Origin of the sequence: Rugamonas rivuli (assembly GCF_009380165.1) — a bacterium.
GTDB lineage: Bacteria > Pseudomonadota > Gammaproteobacteria > Burkholderiales > Burkholderiaceae_D > Rugamonas > Rugamonas rivuli.
The window spans coordinates 761,789-778,394 of sequence record NZ_WHUF01000004.1 but is presented as its reverse complement, the minus strand read 5'-3'; the positions used below and the strand labels follow the sequence as shown (position 1 = coordinate 778,394).

Genomic DNA, 16,606 nt, shown 5'->3' with positions numbered 1-16,606 from the left:
CGTCGGTCGGTACTACTTCGTGACCCGATTGCCGCTCACTTGCCAGAATTAAAAATAATGCGATCGGCGATTATACCGGCGTTAACGCAAACAGGCAACCATGGTGGTTGCCTGTTTATCATGATTGCTACGGGCTTAATTAACCGCCGCGGCGCATCATGTCGAAGAACTCACCGTTGTTCTTGGTGGCCTTCATCTTGTCGAGAATGAACTCCATCGCCTCGATCTCGTCCATCGAGTACAGCAGCTTGCGCAGGATCCAGATTTTCTGCAGCTGGTCCGGCTTGATCAGCAGCTCTTCGCGGCGGGTACCCGATTTGTTCAGGTTGATCGCCGGGTAGACGCGCTTCTCGGCCAGGCGGCGCTCCAGGTGCACCTCCATATTGCCGGTACCCTTGAATTCTTCGTAGATCACGTCGTCCATGCGCGAACCGGTTTCGATCAGCGCGGTGGCGATGATGGTCAGCGAGCCGCCTTCTTCGATGTTGCGCGCGGCGCCGAAGAAGCGCTTAGGACGTTGCAGCGCGTTGGCGTCCACACCGCCGGTCAGCACCTTGCCGGAGGCAGGGATCACGGTGTTGTAGGCGCGCGCCAGGCGGGTGATCGAATCCAGCAGGATGACCACGTCTTTTTTCATTTCGACCAGGCGCTTGGCTTTTTCCAGCACCATCTCGGCGACCTGCACGTGGCGGGTGGCCGGTTCGTCGAAGGTCGAGGCGACCACTTCGCCGCGCACGGAGCGCTGCATCTCGGTCACTTCCTCCGGGCGTTCGTCGATCAGCAGCACGATCAGCGTCACGTCCGGGTGGTTGGAGGTGATCGCGTGGGCGATGTGCTGCAGCATCACGGATTTGCCGGACTTCGGCGACGCCACCAGCAGGCCGCGCTGGCCCTTGCCGATCGGCGAGATCAGGTCGACGATACGGCCGGTGATGTTCTCGGTGCCGTTGATGTCGCGTTCCAGGCGCAGCGGCTCGTTCGGGTGCAGCGGCGTCAGGTTCTCAAACAATATGCGGTGCTTCGAGGCTTCCGGCGATTCGCCGTTGACCTTGTCGACCTTGACCAGCGCGAAGTAGCGCTCGCCATCTTTAGGGGTACGCACTTCGCCCTCGATCGAATCGCCGGTGTGCAGGTTGAAGCGGCGGATCTGCGATGGGGAAATGTAGATATCGTCGGTGGACGCCATGTAGCTGGCGTCCGGCGAGCGCAGGAAGCCGAAGCCGTCAGGCAGCACTTCCAGGGCGCCGTCGCCGAAGATTTGTTCACCGGATTTCGCGCGCTTTTTCAGGATCGCAAACATCAGCTCCTGTTTGCGCAGACGCGCCGCGTTGTCGATATCAAGACCGATGGCCATCTCCAGCAATGCCGAGACGTGTAGGGCCTTTAATTCAGATAGATGCATATGTGTTGAGTGTCCCGTGACGGGAAAGTAAAGGTAGGGGAGGGGACTGCGTGGTTGTCTCTGTTATTAAACGGCGCCGCGGGCGCGGCACCGTTTTGGTCCAGCGTAATACTATCTTACTTAGATATTGCTGTCGATGAAAGAGGTCAGCTGGCCTTTTGCCATTGCGCCAACCTTTTGCGCCGCTGCGACACCGTTCTTGAACAGGATCAGGGTCGGGATGCCGCGGATGCCGAACTTGGCAGGCACTGCCTGGTTGGCGTCGACGTCCATCTTGGCGATCAGGATCTTGCCGTCGTATTCCTTGGCGACTTCTTCCAGGATCGGGGCGATGCTCTTGCAAGGACCGCACCACTCGGCCCAGAAATCGACCAGCACTGGGCGGTCGGATTTCAGGACGTCGGCGTCAAAAGAAGTATCGGTGATGTGTTTGATGTTTTCGCTCATATATTCCTCAATCGAGGTCTGTGGGATCAATAACGCCTGGGGATTATGCCATGTTGTCTGCAATCGCCATCAACGTTGCCGGTAACAGGCAGCAGATGGTGGCCAATTGCGCGAATTCAATGTCTTGGAAGGGATGGCAACAAGGTCGGCAGGCGGGGATGGCGTAAATAATAACCCATTTTTTAGAAATGTGCGGCAGATTGTAGAAACCATCTAAACTATTTGCCATTGTTGTCAAGAACCGGGCCGGGCTGTTGCTGGCAGCGCGCCGCGGCGCGCGCCATCAGCGCCGCCAGCGCGTCGATCTCCAGCGGCTTGGCGCAGGCGTCGAGGATGGCCAGGCCCTGCGCCTCGGCCAGGCGGGCGGCGGTCTTGAGCACCGCGCTGTCCACGCCCGACAGCAGCACCACGCAGCCGCCGTACTGCTGCGCGGCCGCCAGGCGCAGGAAGTCGATGCCATCCATGACCGGCATGCTCAGGTCGCAGACCAGCAGCTCCGGCGGACGCAGGCGCAGCTCCACCAGCGCGCGGCGGCCGTCGGTTTCGCGCAGCACCTCGTGCTCGCCCAGGCTGGCGATCATGTCGGCCAGCAGTTCCAGCATGAATCCGTCGTCGTCCAGCAGCAATATCCGCATGGTTCCTTGCCTGCCTCAGTTGTCGTCGGCGAAAGTGGTGTTGGTCATGATTTGTTCGGTGATCAGTTCCAGCAGCGGCCACAGCCGCGCCAGCAGGGCTTGCGCGCGCGCCGCCGTCTGCGCTGGCGGGCCGTCGGCCGGCAGCTGCTCGATCTCCAGCATCAGCTCGCCCATGCCGAGGGCGCCGACGGTGCGCGCCGGCGACTTCAGCCGGTGGCCCAGCTCGCGCACCTGCACCAGGTCGCCGCGCTGCAGCGCGCGCTCCATCTTGGTCAGGCCCTCCTGGGTGTTCTGCAGGAACTTGAAGGCGAACTTGCGCACCTTGTGCGGATGATAGCCCAGCAGCTTGGCCAGGATGGACAGGTCGATCACCGCCGGGTCGCCGCCCAGCGTGGCCTTGAAGGCCGGTCGCGGCGCGGCCGGCGGCGCCTCGCGCAGCACATCGCCGCTGCGCACCGGCAGCCAGTTGGCGATGGTCTGGTACATCAGCGCCGGCTGGATGGGCTTGGAGATGAAGTCGTCCATGCCGGCCTCGATGCAGCGCACCCGGTCTTCGTTGGTGGCGGTGGCGGTCATGGCCAGCACGCGCAGGTCGGCCAGGCCGGGGTCGGCGCGGATGCGGCGCGTGGTTTCCAGGCCGTCCATCAGCGGCATCTGCACGTCCATCAGCACGCAGTCGAAGGCGGTCTGGCGCAGCAGTTCCAGCGCCTCCATGCCGTTGGCGGCCAGGCACACCGAGGAACCGACTTCCTCCAGCATTTCCAGCGCGATCTGCTGGTTGAAGGTGTTGTCCTCGACCAGCAGGATGCGGGCGTTCTTCAGCGCGGCCATGACGGCGGCGCTGCGCGAGGACGCCAGCAGTTCGGCGGCGGCGTCCTTGACGCGGTCGATCAGCGCCGGCACGCTGGCGCTGGAGATGCCCAGGCGCGCGGTGAACCAGAAGGTGCTGCCCTGGCCGGGCCGGCTGCGCACGCCGACGTCGCCGCCCATCAGCTGCGCCAGCTGCTTGCAGATCGCCAGGCCCAGGCCGGTGCCGCCGTACTCGCGCGTGGTCGAGGTGTCGGCCTGCTGGAACGACTGGAACAGCTTGTCGATCTCGGCCTCGGACAGGCCGATGCCGCAGTCGCTGACCTCGAAGCGCAGCAGGCAGCCGTTGGCGTCGCCCACCACCTGGCGCACCCGCACCTCGATGCGGCCCTTCTCGCTGAACTTGATGGCGTTGTTGGTGTAGTTGATCAGCACCTGGCCGAGCCGCAGCGGATCGCCGCGCAGCACGCGGGGCAGGCCGGGGTCGAGGTCGAACACCAGTTCCAGGTCGCGGCTGGCGGCCTTGGGCGCCACCACCGTGGTCAGCGTCTGGATCACGTGGTCGAGCGCGAAGTCGACCTGCTCGATCTCCAGCTTGCCCGCCTCGATCTTGGAGATGTCGAGGATGTCGTCGATGATGCCCAGCAGGTGCTCGCCGGCGAAGCGGATTTTTTCCAGGTAGTCGCGCTGGCGCGGATCGAGGTCGGTCTTCAGCGCCAGGTAGGCCATGCCGATCACGCCGTTCATCGGCGTGCGGATCTCGTGGCTCATATTGGCCAGGAACTGGCCCTTGGTCTGGCTGGCGTCTTCGGCCAGCAGGCGGGCCTGGTTCAATTCCAAGGTGCGCATCGCCACCCGTTCTTCCAGGTGCTCGTTCAGCTCGCGCAGCTGGTCTTCGCCGTGCTTGCGGTCGGTGATGTCGGTCAGGCTGGCCACCACCAGCGGCACCGCGCCGCTGTCGTCGGGAATCGGCTCGGCGTTGACCGACAGCCAGTGCATGCCGCCGCCCGGCTGGCTCACGCCCATCACCACGTCGCGCACCGACATGCCGGTGACGATGGCCAGCCGCACCGGATGGCTGGCGGCGTCGAACGGCGTGCCGTCCTCGCGCACGCCGCGCCACAGGCTGCCGCCGTCGACCGCCAGCGAGTGCGCCAGCATGCGCGCGGCGGCGGCGTTGCTCTCCAGGATGCGGCCGTCGCCATCGACCATCACCAGGCCGTTGGTGACGGCGTTGAAGATCGACGCCAGCCGCTGGCTGGAGCTGCGCAGCGCGCTGTCGGCGTGGCGCCGCTCGGTGATATCGGTCAGCATCGCCAGCGTGCCGGCGTAGTGGCCGGCGTCGGAGTTGATGACGGTGGTCGACAGCAGGCACCACACCACGCGGCCGTCGCGCCGCAGGAAGCAGACGTCGCCCTGGCAAGCCTCGCCGGCCAGGCGCCGCTGCAAATGCTGCTTGAGCAGGGCGCGGCCGTCGTCGTCCATGAAGTCGGTCATGACGCGGCCCAGCATCTGCTCGACGTCGTAGTCCAGCATGCGCGCCATGGTGGGGTTGACGAAGCTGGTGCGGTCGTCGGCGCCGGTCATCCAGATGCCTTCGGCGGCGGTCTGCACGATCAGGCGGTAGCGTTCGGAGCTGGCGTGCAGCGCTTCCTCGGCGCGCTGGCGCTGGGTCATGTCGCGCAGCGCCATCACCACCAGCTCCTGGCCGGCCAGCATCACCGGCGCGATGTGCACCATGGCCGGGAAGCTGCCGCCGTCGGCGCGGATCGCGCTCAGCACGCGGCCCGGCAGGTTGGGGCGCGAGAACAGCTCGCGCGTGCGGCCGGTGCTGCGCATCGCTTCCGGCGCCAGCTGCTCGACCGAGCGCCCGGTCATCGTGCCCTCGTAGCCGAAGCTGCGCGCGCAGGCCGGGTTGGCGTAGCGCACGCGGCCGCTCTTGTCGGCGATCAGCATCGCACCCGGCGTGGCGTCGATGATGGAGCACATGCGGGCCTCCTCGGCGGCGGCGCGCTCGCTGATGTCGGCCATGGTGCCGATGGCGCGCAGCGGCCGGCCGGCGGCGTCGCGCTCGACGATCATGCCGCGCGCCAGCGCCCAGATCCAGCCGCCGTTCTTGGTGCGCATGCGGTGCTCGCTGAAGATCTGCGCGCTCGATTCGGGCAGGCTGGCCAGGTAGTACTGGATGCTGCGCTCGACCCGGGCCACGTCGTCCGGATGCACATGGCCCAGCCATTGTTCCAGCGTCGGCGCGAACTCGCCGGGGCCGTAGCCCAGCAGCGCGCAATAGCGCGGCGACAGCGTCAGCGTGCCGGTGTCGACCTGCCATTCCCACATGCCGATGCCCGAGCTCTCCAGCGCGAAGCTGGCGAAGCGTTCGGACTTGTCCAGCTCCGCGCGCGTGGCGCGCAGCGTCGCCGCCTGCCGGCGCAGGCGCCACACCACGCCCGCCGTCAGCGCCAGCACCAGCAGCGCCGCCAGCGCCATGGCGTAGCGCTGCAGGCGGTTGCTGGGCTGCGGCTGGTAGAGGAAGCCATCCAGCTTGAAGTCGGCCGGCAGCATGCCCTGGCCGATGTAGGTGCGGGCGATGGCCTGCCAGCGTTCGGGATTGCTGTAACCGAGTTCGATCAAGCCCTGCTCCAGCAGCGGCGCGATGCGCTGGGCTTCGTACATCAGGTGCTCGCGGCTGTGGCGCTCGGGATAGCGCGCCCGTATCAGGTCGGCGATCTCGCCCGGATGCGCCATCGCGTAGCGCCAGCCGCGCAGCGTGGCTTCGCGCAGCGCCTGCGCGCGCAAGGGATGTTCGCGCAGTTCGCTCTCGGTGGTGTACAGGGTGTCGCCGTAGAAGTCGTCGCCCAGCATGCGCGGCGACAGGATCTCGTAACCGACGCTGCTGCGTTCAAGCGTGTACGGCGCCTCGGTGATGTAGATCGACATGGCGTCGGCGCGGCCTTCGAGCAGGTCTTCGGTGTTGTAGGTGTGTGCCGGCTGCGCCAGGCTGTCGGGACGGATGCCCTGTTTTTTCAGGAACACGACCAGCTCTTCGTTGTTCGGCGCCAGCATCACGCGGCTGCCGGGCCAGGGGCGCGGCTTGCCGTCGGCGTCGTGGCGCACCAGCAGCGCGGCGGCCGAATGCTGGAAGATCGACGCCAGCGCCACCACCGGCTGGCCGCGTCCGCGCGCCACCAGCAGCGAGGTGTTGCCGACGCCGTACTGGGCGCGGCCTTCAAGCACCGACTGGGTGGGATCGACGCCGGGGCGGGCCTCGATCAGCGTGACGTCGAGGCCGACGTCGCGGTAATAGCCCTGGTCCTGGGCCGCGTAGTAGCCGGCGAACTGGAACTGGTGCGTCCACTTGAGCTGCAGGCTGACCTTTTCAGCCGCCGGCGCGCTGCCGGCGCCGCAGGCCAGCACGAGCGCAGCCGCCATCAGCCGGCGTGGCAGACGGCGCCAGAAGAGGGGGCTGGAACGGCGGTGCAACAAGAGCTTCCCTTTCAATCCGCAAGGCATTACTTGTTTCTACGATGGCCGGGCAACTATAGCATCGAAGGTTTGGCCGCAGGCGAGAAAAGTTGTAAGAACGGTAGCAAACCGGTAGCAAGCCCGGCGCTTACTGGGCGAAGCTGCCGGCGAACTGGTAGCGGTGGCCGGGATGCCACATGGTGGCGATCGAGGCCACCTGGCCGCCGGAGCGGGTCTGGCGCTTGAGCACCAGGCAGGCCTGCTTGGTGTCGATGGCCAGCATTTCGGCGATGTCGCGCGGCGCCGCCAGCGCTTCGATGCTGTAGGTGGCGCCTTGCAGCGGCGCGGCCTGCATCAGGTATTCGTTGGGCGTGATGGCGGCGTAGTCCTGTTCCATGTAGTCGGGCGCGCACAGAGGGTTGGCCCAGCGGTCCTCGACCTGGATCGGCACGCCGTTTTCGAAATGCACGATCACCGAGTGGAACAGCGGATGGCCGGCCGGCAGGTCGAACTGCTTGGCCATCAGCTCGCTGGCCTTGACGCGCTCCAGCTGCTGCAGGCTGCTGCGGTGGGCGTGGCCGCGCGCGCGGATCTCGTCGGCGATGGATTTGATCTCCAGCAGCGTGGCCTGGTACTTCTGTTGCGCGACGTAGGTGCCGGAGCCCTGGCGGCGGGTCAGGATCTGGTCGGCGGTGAGCTCGCGCACGGCGCGGTTGACGGTCATGCGGGAGACGCCGAACTGCTTGACCAGCGCCTGTTCGGACGGGATCACGTCGCCTTCCTTCCAGGTGCCGGCGGCGATCTGGGCCACCAGGTAGTCCTTGATGCGCTGGAAAATCGGGGTGGTTTCTTGCAGGGCTGGTTCGTCGTCCAAACGGCTTCTCCGTGGGTGCGCCTCACTGGCGGCAGACGGACATTTTAGCATCGCGAGCTTGCCTGCTGAACATCTTTTGTAGCCGGCGTACAATCTCCAATTCAAAAGCAAGAGCCGGAGTGTGTCGCCGCGGGGCGCTGGATAAGATGGCTGCATTCCTTATCCGATCATGGAGTCTGAGATGGGCAAGACCGAAAACAAAATCGTCAAGCAGGCCGCCTACCAGGGCGAGGACTTGCGCTGGACCGCCGTGCAGCAGCGCGACGGCGGCGCCGACGGCGTGTTCTGGTACTCGGTGCGCAGCACCGGCGTGTACTGCCGGCCATCGTGCGGCGCGCGGCCGGCGCTGCGCAAGAACGTGGCGTTTTACGACAGCCGCGAGGCGGCCGAGCAGGCGGGCTTCCGTCCCTGCATGCGCTGCAAGCCGGAACAGCCGCCGCTGGCCGAGCGCCAGGCCGCCGTGGTGGCGCAGGCCTGCCGCCTGATCGACGAGGCCGACGCCGAGACCGCGCTCGACCTGGATAGCCTGGCGACGGCGGTGGGCGTGAGCCGTTTTCATTTTCACCGCATGTTCAAGGCCGTGACGGGGATTACGCCCAAGGCCTACGCCAACGCCCAGCGCGCGCGCCGCATGCAGGCCGGGCTGGCGCAGCAGGCCACGGTGACGGATGCGATGTATGCGGCCGGCTTCAATTCCAGCGGGCGCTTTTATGCGCAGTCGCCGGCGGTGCTGGGCATGACGCCGACCGCCTTCCGCGCCGGCGGGCGCGGCGCGCAGATACGCTTCGCCATCGGCGCCTGTTCGCTGGGCGCGATCCTGGTGGCCAGCACGGAGCAGGGCATCTGCGCGATCCTGATGGACGACGATCCCGATGTGCTGGTGCGCGATCTGCAGGACCGTTTTCCCAAGGCGGAGCTGATCGGCGCCGAGCCGGAGTTCGAGCAGGTGGTGTCGCGCGTGGTGGGCATGGTGGAGCGGCCGGAGATTGGCCTCGACCTGCCGCTCGACGTGCGCGGCACGGCCTTCCAGCAGCGCGTGTGGCAGGTGCTGCGCGGGATTCCGGCCGGGCGCACGGTCAGTTATGCGGAACTGGCGCAGCTGGTTGGGTCGCCCAAGGGCGCGCGCGCGGTGGCGGGTGCTTGTGCCGCGAATGCGCTGGCGGTGGCGATACCTTGCCACCGCGTGGTACGCAATGACGGTTCGATTTCCGGCTACCGCTGGGGCGTGGACCGCAAGGCCGCGCTGCTGGACCGGGAGGCGAACCAATGAAGAACGGGGAATTCGATTTCGGCGGCGGTGCGGCCGAGCGCAAGCCGCGCAAGATGCCGCCGGTGAGCGTGGCGCCTTCGCCGCCGGCCGGCGCTGATGTCGCCACCGCCGACGCTGCCGCTGCCGCCGCCAGCGCCCGCAAGGCGGTCGGCGCAGCGGCCGGCATCGCGGTGCATGTGGCGGGTCTGGACTGGCAGTCCATCGCCGACGAGCTCAATGCCCACGGCTACGCCATCGTGCCCGGCATGCTGACCGCCGACGAGTGCATCGCCATGGCCGCGCAGTATGGACAGGCGTCGCTGTTCCGCAGCCGGGTGGTGATGTCGCAGCACGGCTTCGGCAGCGGCGAGTACCAGTACTTCCGCTACCCGCTGCCGTCGATGATCGCGGCGCTGAGGCAATCGCTGTATGGCCCGCTGGCCGATATCGCCAACCGCTGGCACGAGGCGATGGACATGGAAGCGCGCTTCCCGGCCGACCATGCCGACTTTCTGGCGCGCTGCCACGCCGCCGGCCAGCAGCGCCCGACGCCGCTGATGCTGCAATACGGCCCCGGCGACTACAACTGCCTGCACCAGGATTTATACGGCGACCACGTGTTCCCGTTGCAGGCCGCGATTCTGTTGAGCCAACCGGGCAAGGACTTCGAAGGAGGGGAGTTCGTGCTGACCGAGCAGCGCCCGCGCATGCAGTCGCGGGTGGAGGTGGTGCCGCTGAAGCGCGGCGACATGGTGATCTTCCCCGTCAACCACCGGCCGGCGCAGGGTGGGCGCGGGGTCTACCGGGTCAGCATGCGGCATGGGGTGAGCCGGCTGCGCACCGGCTCAAGACATACGCTGGGACTGATCTTTCACGATGCCGCCTGAACACGGTGCGCAATTGTACTAGTCGATACGATGAACTGCCGTACCCGCCATGTCGGTTCGCTTATCTAATCGCGGCCAAACCTCCACTGCATAAGCGAACTCATTCCCGGTTTGCCGGGCGCACGCCGTGTATATGGCCCCCCCTTTGTATCGATATGCCAGGTTCGGCGTGCGGTTCCTTTCCGTTTGCAGGGAGGCGTCTACCTGGCGGACGCCTTGCCGCAATCGGTCACCAAAAAAATGGATATTGGAACCAAACATCAGCAGCGATCCATTTTGCCTTTCAAAGATTTGGCTAGCCGCAAAGTTCTTTGGATACGGCCCCTCAATGCTGGAGACAACGCTTAGATCTGCGGACAGCGATACCAATGTGTTGAGCGCGTTGTCATCGGCTGGAGAGGAGCCGTATAGCTTAACCTTTGAATTGACAGGGGTGTTACGGACCAGAAGAAAACGCTTGTCCATTTTCCGGTGTGCGACGATGGAGCCACTGGCATCAATGCGAATCACTTCCGTGCCGATGTTGTTGGTAGCCGAGACTAGCAAGGATTTTTCTGCAACCAAGAGAACCATTCCATCCGGGTCCGGCGAGAAGCCTTTGCTCAGGGTCGGAATAGCACGTTCCCATTTGAGTCTGCCAGTTCGGTCAAGGGCGGTCATCAGATAACTTGAGCCCGAGACCTCGCCGACTGCGCCAGGCTCCGGCGCATGCCCTTCAACGCTGAAGACGGCGACGCCATCGTCCCATGCCACGCAAGCTGCAACGGTAAAATTCAAGCCAGTGGCCTGGCGTTGCGATTCGAGGTAGTGCTCGGTGATCAACTGGCCTTTGCGGTTCAGGTGGGTCAAAAATATCCTGACCTTGCCCGGCATGAAGGCGGTGTTCCCGCACAAGAATATGCTGCCGTCGGCCATCTCCACCACGCCGCGAAACTCAGGTGGGTTAAAACCACTTTCGGCAGCCTTCCGTTCGTCGATGGGCGCTTCCCGAAAATAGCGCCACTCCATCTGGTCATTCGCGTTGAGTTTGATCGCCCATGCTTGTTTGCTTGCGCCGGAACCGCCTGCGACAACGATACCCTGGTCGGAGGTACCAAGCATGGCGTGCGGCCTCAATGGTGTATTTTCCTGGTTCCGCACGTACACTTCCTGTGCACGGCGCACTGGTACCGATTCGGCCATCGCCCCATGGCTGTTCGCGATGAACAAGCCAAGGAGCAAAAGGAAGTGTTGGATTTTCTGAATTGTCGATAATGAGGATGTACCCGTGACCATGCTTGCATGCGATCAGTTCGAATGGAACTTGATTATCAAGCAAAAACTACGGTTCAATTGTCGTCAATTGTAATTTCTATATAACTTTTTATGACGCCGCCTGAACGCTCTTCTGCGTTTGATACAGGCGGGCGTAGATGCCGTGCTGCGCCAGCAGCGCATCGTGGCTGCCCACTTCGGCGATGCGGCCGCCGTCCAGCACCACGATGCGGTCGGCGTTCTCGATGGTCGACAGGCGGTGCGCGATCACCACCGTCGTGCGGCCCTGCATCAGTACTTCCAATGCCGCCTGCACCAGGCGTTCCGATTCCGTATCCAGCGCGCTGGTCGCCTCGTCCAGGATCAGGATGGGTGCGTTCTTGTACAGCGCGCGCGCGATCGCCAGGCGCTGGCGCTGGCCGCCCGACAGCCGCAGGCCGTTCTCGCCGACCGAGGTGTTGTAGCCATCGGCCTGGCGCTCGATGAATTCGTGCGCGTGCGCGGCGCGCGCCGCCGCTTCGATGCGCTGCATCGACGGTTCCGGATCGCCGTACGCGATGTTGGCGGCCAGCGTGTCGTTGAACAGCACCACATCCTGGCTGACCAGCGCGATCTGCTGGCGCAATGAGGCCATGGTGTAGTCGCGCAGGTCGACGCCATCGAGCTTGATGCTGCCCGAGCTGACATCGTAGAAGCGCGGCAGCAGGCCTGCCAGCGTGGTCTTTCCGCTGCCGGAGCTGCCGACCAGGGCCACCGTCTCGCCGGCGGCGATGTCGAGCGACACGCGGTCCAGCGCCGGCTTGGCGTCGGCATCGGCGCTATAGTGGAAGCTCACGTCCTCCAGCGCCAGGCGGCCTACTGCGCGCTCCACTTTGCGGGTGCCGGTATCGGCTTCGGCTTCGGTGTCGATCAGGCCGAACACCGATTCGGCGGCGGCCAGGCCGCGCTGCATCGGTTCGTTAATCTTGGTCAGGTTCTTGATCGGCGACTGCATCGCCATCAGCGACGACATGAAGGCCACGAAGGCGCCCGGCGTCAGCGCGCCGGCCTGCGCGCGCAGCAGCGCGAAGTAGATCACCGACGACAGCGTGATCCCGATCAGCAGCATGATGATGCCGGAGTTGAGCGCCGACGTCGCCGCGTGCTTGACCGCCAGCTGGCGATTGAGCTTGACCACGCCGTCGAAGCGCGCCTGCTCGTACTTCTGGCCGCCGAAGATCTTCACCACGCGCTGGCCGCTGATGCTCTCGTCGAGCACATTGGTCAGGTAGCCCATGGCGGCCTGCGCGCTCTTGCTCAGGTGGCGCATGCGGCGGCCGGCGAAGGTGACGATGATGGCCACCATCGGCAGCAGGCCAAGGCAGAACAGGGCCAGTTGCCAGTCGACGATGAACAGCGTGGCCAGGTAGCCGATGGTGGCGACCGAATCGCGCACCGCCACGTTGACCACGGTGAGGCCGGCCTGCGCCACCTGGGCGGCGTCGAAGGCCACGCGCGACAGCGTGGTGCCGGTGGAGGATTGGTCGAAATAGCCGTTCGGCAGGCGCATGATGCGGGCGAACATCAGCTCGCGCAGATTGGCCTGCACCCGGCTGCTCAGCCACGCGGCGCCGTATTCGCCGGCGAAGCTGGAAAACATGCGCATCACGGCCAGCCCGAAGATCACCGCCGGTATCGACCACAGTGCGGCGTTGACCGGGTCGTGCGGCAGCATCTGGCGCAGCCATTCCTGCACCTCGGCCAGCAGGCCGGCGGACGGGCGCGCGCCGCCCAGGGTGTGCGATGGCGCCAGGGCGTCGACCACGTTTTGCAGTTGGCGTATCAATAAAACGTCGGCGGCGGCGGCCAGGCCGACCGCCAACAGGGTGGCGAACCCGATCCAGGCGTAGGGGCTGAATTGTTTAAGCAGGCGTAAATAGAGGGATCGGCTGGACACGGATGTGGTTAGAGAGCGGCGAATGCGCCATTGTACCTAGAGTTTGATTGACCCCGGCTCAAAGTTCGCTACACTCTGTTACTTGCTTCTGAATGGAGAGTATCGATGCGCGCACCCCTGTTTTCGCCCGCTCCGCTGGCCGCAGCCGTCAGCCTGGCCTTGTCCGCCGTCCTGCCGCAGGCGCAGGCCGACACCATCATCGACCATGCCAACGGCTATACGCTGAACGCGGCGGGTACCTTGCAGCGCTTCACATCGCTGGCGTTCGATGACCTGGGCCGCATCGTCGCGGTGGGCAGCGAGAGGGAAACGGCCGCCCGGCTGCCGAAGGCGGAGCACATCGATGCGCAGGGCAAGACCCTGCTGCCAGGCCTGATCGACGCCCATGGCCACGTGTTCGAACTGGGTGAAATCGCTTCCGGCGTGGAGTTGTTCAGCGCCACGACCTTGGGCGGCGCAGTGCGGGCGGTGGGGGAATTCAGCCGGACGCACCCGAAAAACGCCTGGATCCGGGGCTTCGGCTGGAACCAGGAAGTGTGGAAGCTGGGCCGCTTCCCGACCGCCGCCGAGCTGGACGCGGTGGTGGGCGACCGTCCGGTGTTGCTGAGCCGCGTCGATGGCCATGCGGTCTGGGTCAACACCAAGGCGCTGGAAATGGCCGGCATCGACAGGAATACGCCGGACCCGAAGGGCGGCAAGATCGAGCGCGACGCCGCCGGCAAGCCTAGCGGCGTGCTGGTGGACGCCGCCATGGAGCTGGTCAACAAGGTGGTGCCGCTGCCGACGCCGAACGAGGCGCGCGGCATGCTGGACCACGCGCTGGCCGCGCTGTCCAAGGTGGGCCTGACCAGCGTGCACGACGCCGGCATCCGCGTGGTGCAGGATGACCTGTATCGCGACTACGCCGACCACGGCAAGCTGACCACGCGCGTCTACGCGATGATCGGCGATACGGCGGCCGATTTCGACGAGCTGTCCAAGGAGGGGCCGCTCAAGTCCTACGCCAACGACGTGTATGCGCTGGCCGCCGTCAAGCTGTACTCGGACGGCGCGCTGGGCAGCCGTGGCGCGGCCTTGCTGGCGCCGTATTCCGACATGCCGTCGACCAAGGGGCTGCTGTTCTATCCGAACGCAGAGATGCAGGCCAAGATGAACAAGGCCATGAAGGCCGGCTACCAGGTCAATGTGCACGCCATCGGCGACGCGGGCAACCGGCAGATCCTGGACGCCTACGCGCAGCTGATCCCGAAATACAACAACGTCGAACTGCGCCATCGCATCGAGCATGCGCAGGTGGTGGCGCTGGAGGACATCCCGCGCTTCAAGGCGCTGGGCATCGTGCCGTCGATGCAGCCGACGCATGCGACCTCGGACCAGAACATGGCCGAGCAGCGCGTGGGGCATGAGCGCATCAAGGGCGCGTATGCGTGGCGGACCTTCCTGGATCAGGGCTCGCGCATCGCCTGCGGTTCGGATTTCCCGGTGGAGTCGCCGAATCCGTTCGAGGGCTTGCATGCTGCGGTCACGCGGCAGAACAACGCCGGCGTGCCGGCCGGCGGCTGGTACAAGAACCAGGCGATGACGCTGACCGAAGCCTTCCGCTGCTTCACCCTGGATGCGGCGTATGCGGCGCACCAGGAAAACGTCATCGGCACGCTGGAGCCGGGCAAGTGGGCCGACTTCATCCTGATCGACCGCGACCTGTTCAAGGTGCCGGCCGAGCAAATCGGCAAGACACAGGTGCTGCAAACCTGGATGGGCGGCAAGCGGGTGTACAAAAAAGACAAGCGGCCGGACTGACTCGGGGTTCTGGCTCCCTGGGATCGTTTAAAAACTGATTGACTTGGTTGTATATACAACTTATCCTTTGAGGATGCGCTGGCTGCGCGTGCATGGTTGCGCCCGTAGCCGGTCCCACTCACTCAGGAGCAGGAGCCACCATGACGACCCATTTAGACAGCGATCCACGTTTTGACGCCAGCCGCGAAATCCGCGCCCCTCGCGGACCCGAGCGCACCTGTAAAAACTGGGGCGCCGAGGCGGCCTACCGCATGATCCAGAATAATCTGGACAAGGAAGTGGCGGAAAACCCCAAACACCTGGTGGTCTACGGCGGCATCGGCCGCGCCGCCCGCAACTGGGAATGCTACGACCAGATCCTGGCCTCGCTGCGCGAGCTGGAAGACAATCAAACCCTGCTGATCCAGTCCGGCAAACCGGTCGGCGTGTTCCAGACCCACGAAGACGCACCGCGCGTGCTGATCGCCAATTCCAACCTGGTGCCGAAATGGGCCAACTGGGAACACTTCAATGAACTGGACCGCAAAGGCCTGTTCATGTACGGCCAGATGACGGCCGGCTCGTGGATCTACATCGGCACCCAGGGCATCGTGCAGGGCACCTTCGAAACCTTCGCCGAAGCGGGCCGCCAGCATTTCGGCGGCGACCTCAAAGGCCGCTGGGTGCTGACCGCAGGCCTGGGCGGCATGGGCGGCGCACAGCCGCTGGCCGCGACCATGGCCGGCGCCGTGTCGCTGACCATCGAGTGCCAGCAAAGCAGCATCGACTTCCGCCTGCGCACCCGCTATCTGGACAAGCAGGCCGCCAGCATCGACGAGGCGCTGGAACTGATCAAACTGCACAAGGCCAATGGCGACGCCATCTCCATCGGCCTGCTGGGCAACGCGGCCGACGTGCTGCCGGAACTGGTGCGCCGCGCCAAGGCCGGCGGCATCGTGCCGGACGTCGTCACCGACCAGACCTCGGCCCATGACCTGATCAACGGCTACCTGCCGCAAGGCTGGTCGGTCGACCAGTGGAAGACCGCGCAGCACGACGCCGCCCGCCACGAAGCACTGAAGGCCGCCGCCACCGCATCGTGCGCGGTGCACGTGCAGGCGATGCTGGACTTCCAGGCGCTGGGCGCCAAGGTGGTCGACTACGGCAACAACATCCGCCAGGTGGCGTTCGACCACGGCGTCAAGAACGCCTTCGATTTCCCAGGCTTCGTGCCGGCCTATATCCGCCCGCAGTTCTGCGAAGGCCGTGGCCCGTTCCGCTGGGTGGCGCTGTCCGGCGATCCGGAAGACATCTACAAGACCGACGCCAAGATCAAGGAGCTGTTCCCGCACCACGCCAATGTGCACCGCTGGCTGGACATGGCGCGCGAGCGCATCGCCTTCCAGGGCCTGCCGGCGCGTATCTGCTGGCTGGGCCTGGGCGAGCGTCACATCGCCGGCCTGGCCTTCAACGAGATGGTGCGCAACGGCGAACTGAAAGCGCCGGTTGTCATCGGCCGCGACCACCTGGACACCGGCTCCGTCGCCAGCCCTAACCGCGAAACCGAAAGCATGAAGGACGGCACCGACGCCGTCTCCGACTGGCCGCTGCTGAACGCGCTGCTCAACACCGCCGGCGGCGCGACCTGGGTGTCGCTGCACCACGGCGGCGGCGTGGGCATGGGCTATTCGCAGCACTCCGGCGTGGTGATCGTGGCCGATGGCACCGACGCCGCCGCCAAGCGCCTGGCGCGCGTGCTGGTCAACGACAGCGGTTCGGGCGTGATGCGTCACGCCGATGCGGGATACGAGACTGCGGTCGCCTGCGCCAAGCGCAACGGCCTGAATCTCCCAATGATTAAATAATTCGAGAGT

11 protein-coding genes are annotated in these 16,606 nt (G+C 65.3%); 4 read left to right on the top strand and 7 right to left on the bottom strand.

What is annotated here, in order from left to right; genetic code table 11:
- Window positions 1–139: 139 nt before the first annotated feature.
- The 5 genes from rho to hutC all read right to left on the bottom strand — a co-directional run bounded on the left by rho (window position 140) and on the right by hutC (window position 7,678).
- Window positions 140–1,402, bottom strand: coding sequence for a transcription termination factor Rho (gene rho / locus GEV01_RS18475; RefSeq protein ID WP_008452392.1), 1,263 nt, complete (start codon window positions 1,400–1,402; stop codon window positions 140–142).
- A gap of 120 nt (window positions 1,403–1,522) precedes the next feature.
- Window positions 1,523–1,849 carry a thioredoxin TrxA gene (gene trxA, locus GEV01_RS18470; protein ID WP_008452390.1) on the bottom strand — a complete coding sequence of 109 codons (327 nt, stop codon included), beginning with the start codon at window positions 1,847–1,849 and terminating at the stop codon, window positions 1,523–1,525.
- A 218-nt stretch (window positions 1,850–2,067) separates the two neighbouring features.
- On the bottom strand, window positions 2,068–2,484 hold the full coding sequence (locus GEV01_RS18465) for a response regulator (RefSeq protein WP_152806991.1): 417 nt from the start codon (window positions 2,482–2,484) through the stop codon (window positions 2,068–2,070).
- Between the two features lie 15 nt (window positions 2,485–2,499).
- Window positions 2,500–6,720, bottom strand: coding sequence for a PAS domain S-box protein (locus GEV01_RS18460; RefSeq protein ID WP_235914413.1), 4,221 nt, complete (start codon window positions 6,718–6,720; stop codon window positions 2,500–2,502).
- Between the two features lie 181 nt (window positions 6,721–6,901).
- Complete coding sequence (hutC, locus tag GEV01_RS18455; protein WP_408014831.1) at window positions 6,902–7,678, bottom strand: histidine utilization repressor; 777 nt, start codon at window positions 7,676–7,678, stop codon at window positions 6,902–6,904.
- A 130-nt stretch (window positions 7,679–7,808) separates the two neighbouring features.
- Here hutC and ada point away from each other — a divergent pair, with 130 nt between their 5' ends.
- Window positions 7,809–8,897 (top strand): bifunctional DNA-binding transcriptional regulator/O6-methylguanine-DNA methyltransferase Ada, encoded by a 1,089-nt coding sequence (gene ada, locus GEV01_RS18450; protein ID WP_235914412.1) that lies wholly within the window; start codon window positions 7,809–7,811, stop codon window positions 8,895–8,897.
- Window positions 8,894–9,763, top strand: a complete 870-nt coding sequence (locus tag GEV01_RS18445; protein ID WP_175023105.1) for a 2OG-Fe(II) oxygenase — start codon at window positions 8,894–8,896, stop codon at window positions 9,761–9,763. Before ada ends, GEV01_RS18445 begins: the two co-directional genes overlap by 4 nt.
- A gap of 18 nt (window positions 9,764–9,781) precedes the next feature.
- Here GEV01_RS18445 and GEV01_RS18440 read toward each other — a convergent pair whose 3' ends face one another.
- Both GEV01_RS18440 and msbA read right to left on the bottom strand, forming a co-directional pair.
- Window positions 9,782–11,038 carry a hypothetical protein gene (locus tag GEV01_RS18440; RefSeq protein WP_152806983.1) on the bottom strand — a complete coding sequence of 419 codons (1,257 nt, stop codon included), beginning with the start codon at window positions 11,036–11,038 and terminating at the stop codon, window positions 9,782–9,784.
- Between the two features lie 88 nt (window positions 11,039–11,126).
- Window positions 11,127–12,953 (bottom strand): lipid A export permease/ATP-binding protein MsbA, encoded by a 1,827-nt coding sequence (gene msbA / locus GEV01_RS18435; protein ID WP_328595550.1) that lies wholly within the window; start codon window positions 12,951–12,953, stop codon window positions 11,127–11,129.
- Window positions 12,954–13,058: 105 nt separating this feature from the next.
- On the opposite strand from msbA, the gene GEV01_RS18430 reads away from it, so the two are divergent.
- Together GEV01_RS18430 and hutU are read left to right on the top strand one after the other, a co-directional pair.
- Window positions 13,059–14,753: an amidohydrolase gene (locus GEV01_RS18430; RefSeq protein WP_152806981.1), complete on the top strand. Its 1,695-nt coding sequence runs from the start codon at window positions 13,059–13,061 to the stop codon at window positions 14,751–14,753.
- A gap of 140 nt (window positions 14,754–14,893) precedes the next feature.
- The gene (gene hutU / locus GEV01_RS18425; RefSeq protein WP_008452370.1) at window positions 14,894–16,597 is read left to right on the top strand and encodes a urocanate hydratase; all 1,704 of its coding nucleotides are present in this window, start codon (window positions 14,894–14,896) and stop codon (window positions 16,595–16,597) included.
- Window positions 16,598–16,606: the final 9 nt, after the last annotated feature.